The 3,550-nt window shown below is 73.7% G+C and carries 3 protein-coding genes; 1 reads left to right on the forward strand and 2 read right to left on the reverse strand.

Going from position 1 to position 3,550, the window contains the following annotated elements; all coding sequences use genetic code 11:
- Together FV223_RS23035 and FV223_RS23040 are read right to left on the reverse strand one after the other, a co-directional pair.
- Positions 1-1,122, reverse strand: a 1,122-nt coding sequence (locus FV223_RS23035; protein WP_246689769.1) for a crosslink repair DNA glycosylase YcaQ family protein, incomplete at its 3' end; no start/stop codon positions are given.
- A 172-nt stretch (positions 1,123-1,294) separates the two neighbouring features.
- Entirely contained in the window at positions 1,295-2,158 is an 864-nt protein-coding gene (locus tag FV223_RS23040; protein WP_147729171.1) for a helix-turn-helix transcriptional regulator, read from the reverse strand.
- A 99-nt stretch (positions 2,159-2,257) separates the two neighbouring features.
- Here FV223_RS23040 and FV223_RS23045 point away from each other — a divergent pair, with 99 nt between their 5' ends.
- Positions 2,258-3,160, forward strand: coding sequence for an SDR family oxidoreductase (locus FV223_RS23045; protein ID WP_147729172.1), 903 nt, complete (start codon positions 2,258-2,260; stop codon positions 3,158-3,160).
- Positions 3,161-3,550 lie beyond the last annotated feature (390 nt).

Genomic DNA, 3,550 nt, shown 5'->3' on the forward strand with positions numbered 1-3,550 from the left:
CGTGTAGTTGCCCGCCGTGTGCGCAAAGACGAAGGACAGCCCGTAGGCGGCGCCGGCCTGGAACAGCGCGAACGCCACGGTGGCGACGCTCCAAGCCGCCTTCTGCCGCTCCGGCTCCCCGAGCAGCCGGTCCATGGTGCCGGGGGGCGCATCGTGCTCCAGGTGCACGCGCTGGACGACCAGCATGCCGATCCTGCGGTTCGCCTTCAGGTCGACGCGGGCGACGAGCGCGCCGTCCATCAGGAAGGGCAGGACGTAGTAGCCGTGCTCGCGCTGGTGAGCGGGCGTGTAGATCTCGAGCCGATAGCGGAAGCCGAACAGCCGCTCGGTCCGCGGCCGGTGCCAGATCAGTGGATCGAAGGGCGACAGGAGCGCGGCGCCGTCGAGCCGTCGGCCGAGCCGCGCCTCCCTGTGCCGGTAGGCCGGCTGCGGCCAGCCGCGGACCCGGGCCGGAACCAGCGTGCCGTCCTCGACCAGCTGCGCGATCGGCAGGTGCGCATCGGCAGGCGCGAGGCGATAATAGTCGCGCAGGTCCTGCGCCGTCGCGATGCCGAGCGCCCGCGCCGCGCGTGCGATCAGCTCCCGCCGCGCGTCGATGCCGCTCGGGGTCGGATGCGCGAGGACGGCGCGCGGAAGCACGCGCTCGGGCAGGTCGTAGACGCGCTCGAAGCTGCCGCGACGGTGCGTCGAGGCGACGAGGCCGGCCCAGAATAGCCATTCGAGCGCGTGCTTGGCCGCGCTCCACACCCACATGCCCTGCGAGGCCCGATTGCCCGCGACGTCGGAGGCGGCCAGCGGCCCCTCCGTCTCGATGCGGGCGAGGAGGGCTTCGGCTTCGCCGCGCCTGGCCCCGGCGAAGGGTTCGAGCCGCCGCCACAGGCCGCGGCCGGCGAGGGCCCGGGCCATGCGCCAGCGCAGCAGGGGGTGATGGTCGACCGGCAGGAGCGAGGCCTCGTGCCCCCAATATTCGAAGAACCGCTTCGGCCGGTCGGCCGCCAGGGCGTCGAGGAGCCCACGCTCGTAGGGGCCCAGGCGCGAGAACAGCGGCAGGTACTGGGCCCGCACCAGCACGTTCACGCTGTCGATCTGAAGCAGGCCGAGCCGGCCGATCTCGTTGCGCATCCGCGCGGCGGAGACGGGTCCCGCGCGCCGGCCCGCGGCGAAGCCCTGGGCGACGAGGGCGATGCGACGGGCCTCGGAGGCGGAGAGGTCCGCAGTCAGGGCCGGCCTCCGGACAGGGGCGGCACGAGGCCCGGCAAGGGCCGCACGGAGTTCGGGAGCTGCGCCGCGTGCACTACGCGGCCTTCGGCGGCGACCCGTCGGCGCCGTTTTCGCCCTGCCGCGCATGAACGAGCGCACGGATCTGCTCGCGGACCTCCGGGGTGATCGGGTTGTAGACGATCATGCCGAGATCCGGTCTTCCGTCCACGGCGAAGGTCGAGAACTCCAGCTCGATCGGGCCCAGGACGGGGTGACGGAGCCGCTTGACCCCGTCTCCGTGGGCGTGGACGTCGTTCTCCCGCCACAGGGCGGCGAAGTCCGGGCTGGTGCGGCAGAGCTCGTCCACCAGCTCGCCGACCTCGGAGGCCGCGCCGGCCCGCACCGCGTCCGCCCGGAACGCGCCGACCACGAAGCGGGCGACGCTGTCCCAATCCTGCTGCGCCGTCCGCACCCGCGGGTCGCCGAACATGCGGCGCAGGATGTTGCGCTCGCCGGGTGGCAGCGGTTCCCAGTCGGTCATCACGACGGCGGCGGCGCGGTTCCAGGCGACGACGTCCCAGGTCGCGGTCTTGATCAGGGCCGGGCTGACCTCCAGCGTGTCGAGCAACCGCTGGAGGCGCGGCGTGATCCCCTCCTGCGGCCGGTAGCGGACCTCGGGCGGACGCCCCAGCGCCAGCATGAAGACGTGCTCGCGCTCGGGCTCGGTCAGCATCAGCCCGGCGGCGATGCGGTTCAGCACGTCCGCCGAGGGCGCGCCGCCGCGCCCCTGCTCCAGCCAGGTGTACCAGGTCGCGCTGATGTTCGAGCGCTGGGCGACCTCCTCCCGGCGCAGGCCCGGCGTGCGACGGCGGCCCGAGAACCCGAGGGCGGCCGGATCGAGCTTGGTGCGCCGATCCCGCAGGTAGGCGCCCAGCGAGGGTTCGGAACGGGCGGGCATGGCGATCCTGTTGGGACGTATACCGGGATACGGTCACGACTTTAACGGGATCGGCGGCGGGCCGACAAGGGGCGCTCTGATCACAGCGGAGTGCATCGCATGCGCATCTTCCTCACCGGCGCCACCGGCTTCATCGGCTCGGCCATCGTCCCGGAACTGCTCCGGTCCGGGCATCGGGTGCTCGGGTTGACCCGCTCGGAGGCCGGCGCCCGCAAGCTGATCGAGGTTGGGGTCGAGCCGCATCGCGGCACCCTTGACGACCCGGACAGCCTGCGCCGCGGCGCCGCGCAGGCCGACGGCGTGATCCACACCGCCTTCGACCACGACGACTTCACGAACTTCGTCGCCAATTGCGACAAGGACCGGCGGGCGATCGAGGCCCTGGGGGCCGCCCTTGCCGGCTCGGATCGGCCGCTGCTCATCACCTCCGGTGCGGGAATCGGGAGTCCCGACGGCGGTGGCCCGGCCCGGGAGGACGTCTTCGACCGCGCGCACCCGAACCCGCGCATCGCCTCCGAGCTCGCCGGGGCCGCGCTGCTGGAGGCGGGGGTGAACGTGTCGGTGGTGCGGCTTCCGCAGGTGCACGACACGGTCAAGCAGGGGCTGATCACCTACATGATCGACCTCGCCCGGCGGACCGGCGTCTCGGCCTATGTCGGCGACGGCGCCAACCGCTGGGCGGCGGCGCCGGTCCTCGACGTCGCCCGGCTCTACGCGCTCGCCTTCGCGCGGCGGGAGGCGGGCGCCCGCTACCACGCGGTCGCCGAGGAGGGCGTCGCCGCCCGCGACATCGCGCAGACCATCGGCCGCGGCCTGAAGCTGCCGGCGGTCGCCCTCGCGCCGGAAGACGCCGCCGCGCATTTCGGCTGGCTCGCCGCGTTCGTCGGCCTCGACATGCCGGCCTCCAGCGCGCTGACGCGGGCCCGGCTCGGCTGGCACCCGACCGGCCGGGGCCTGATCGAGGACTTGGAGCGGATGGACTATTCCCGGCCGCCCGCCTGAGGCGCCCGAGGCCTCCGCGCGTCAGGACGACGGCGTGCGCAGCTCCCCGCGGGCGATGCCGAGCAGCGTCCGCACGAGCAGCCACAGTATGACGAGGGTGGCCAGCGTCAGGAGCACGAGGGCGACGGCGTCGGTCGGGAGCCCGGAGCCCGGTCGACACGGCCTCGGAGGATGGCGCGATCGCCGCGTCCCGGACGACCTCCGGCATCGACGGTCTCCCCCTCACGCTCACGCGCGCCGCACCCGCGATCCACCAGGGCTGCCGGAAAAGGCGCGCGAAACCGGCCTGCGCGCAAGGTCGGCGCCCGGCAGTCGCGGAACGACAACACCGACCCGATCCGCCGCGAGCACAGGCCGGCGGTGCACGTGCGCATCGTCGAGAGCGGCGCG

Source organism: Methylobacterium sp. WL116, assembly GCF_008039455.1.
Lineage (GTDB): Bacteria > Pseudomonadota > Alphaproteobacteria > Rhizobiales > Beijerinckiaceae > Methylobacterium.

Bases quoted from the DNA above. Each gene is read 5' to 3' on its own strand.
- FV223_RS23045 (WP_147729172.1), top strand. From the start codon at position 2,258: ATGCGCATCTTCCTCACCGGCGCCACCGGCTTCATCGGCTCGGCCATC.
- FV223_RS23040 (WP_147729171.1), bottom strand. From the start codon at position 2,158: ATGCCCGCCCGTTCCGAACCCTCGCTGGGCGCCTACCTGCGGGATCGG.